Below are 763 nucleotides of genomic sequence, written 5' to 3' on the forward strand. Positions count from 1 at the left end.
GGCCAGCACCGCCATCGCCAGGGCGGTGACGATCGCGGCCGCCAGCATCAGTCCGTCCGCGTCCAGCCGCGACCGCAGCCTGGGCAGGATCATTGCCCCCAGGATGGCACCGGCCCCGACCGCGCCGCGGCGGCGGCGACCGGCGCGCCGACCATCGCCATGGGTGCGACCGGCGTCGGCACCATCTTCACCAGCAATTCGCGCACGCCGCCCGGGCCCGCGGCGGTATGGCCCCAGGGGGCCAGCACCGGCACGCCGTCGCGCACGCGGATCGCGCCCCGATCCGGGATCTCGAGCGCCAGGCGCAGCAATTCGCCGAGGAAGCGTTCGCCCTCGCTGGCCGAGGCGTGGAGCTTCTCGGCCGCCGCCTGGATCTCGGCGACCATGGGCATGAGGATCGCGCGCGCGGCCTCGGCCGCCGCGGGGTCGAGCTGCGGCAGCGGCACCGCCGGCCCTGTGCCGGATGCGTACCAGTCGATGCTGCCGCGCTCGGGGTCCGGGTTGGGTTCGGCAAACAGCGCGGCGTGCCGCGGCGAGAGCGCGCGCCGCAGGTACTGCGTCAACTGCTCCCAGTGCTGGACCGCGAGCTGCCCGCCGACGCCCTGCGCCAGCAGGTCCCGGTTCAGCGTGGTGGCGATCAGGCTGTCGTCCACGGGGGCGTGCCGTTCAGCGCGGGAAGGGCGGCATCGGGATGCCGGGCAGGCCGGGGATGGCCGGGCCAGGCGCGGGTGCCGCGGGCGTCGCGTCGGCCGGCGGCGTCGCG

The 763-nt window shown here is 76.4% G+C and carries 2 protein-coding genes; both read right to left on the reverse strand.

Annotated elements, in window-relative coordinates; genetic code table 11:
- A partial coding sequence (locus HW578_RS28550) for a hypothetical protein (protein ID WP_232479338.1) occupies positions 1-93 on the reverse strand: 93 nt, incomplete at its 3' end.
- Positions 90-653, reverse strand: coding sequence for a hypothetical protein (locus tag HW578_RS27260; RefSeq protein WP_232479337.1), 564 nt, complete (start codon positions 651-653; stop codon positions 90-92). The genes HW578_RS27260 and HW578_RS28550, both read right to left, overlap by 4 nt.
- Between the last annotated feature and the right edge of the window lie 110 nt (positions 654-763).

Source organism: Roseomonas rosulenta (genome assembly GCF_016106005.1).
Classification (GTDB): Bacteria; Pseudomonadota; Alphaproteobacteria; order Acetobacterales; family Acetobacteraceae; genus Neoroseomonas; species Neoroseomonas rosulenta.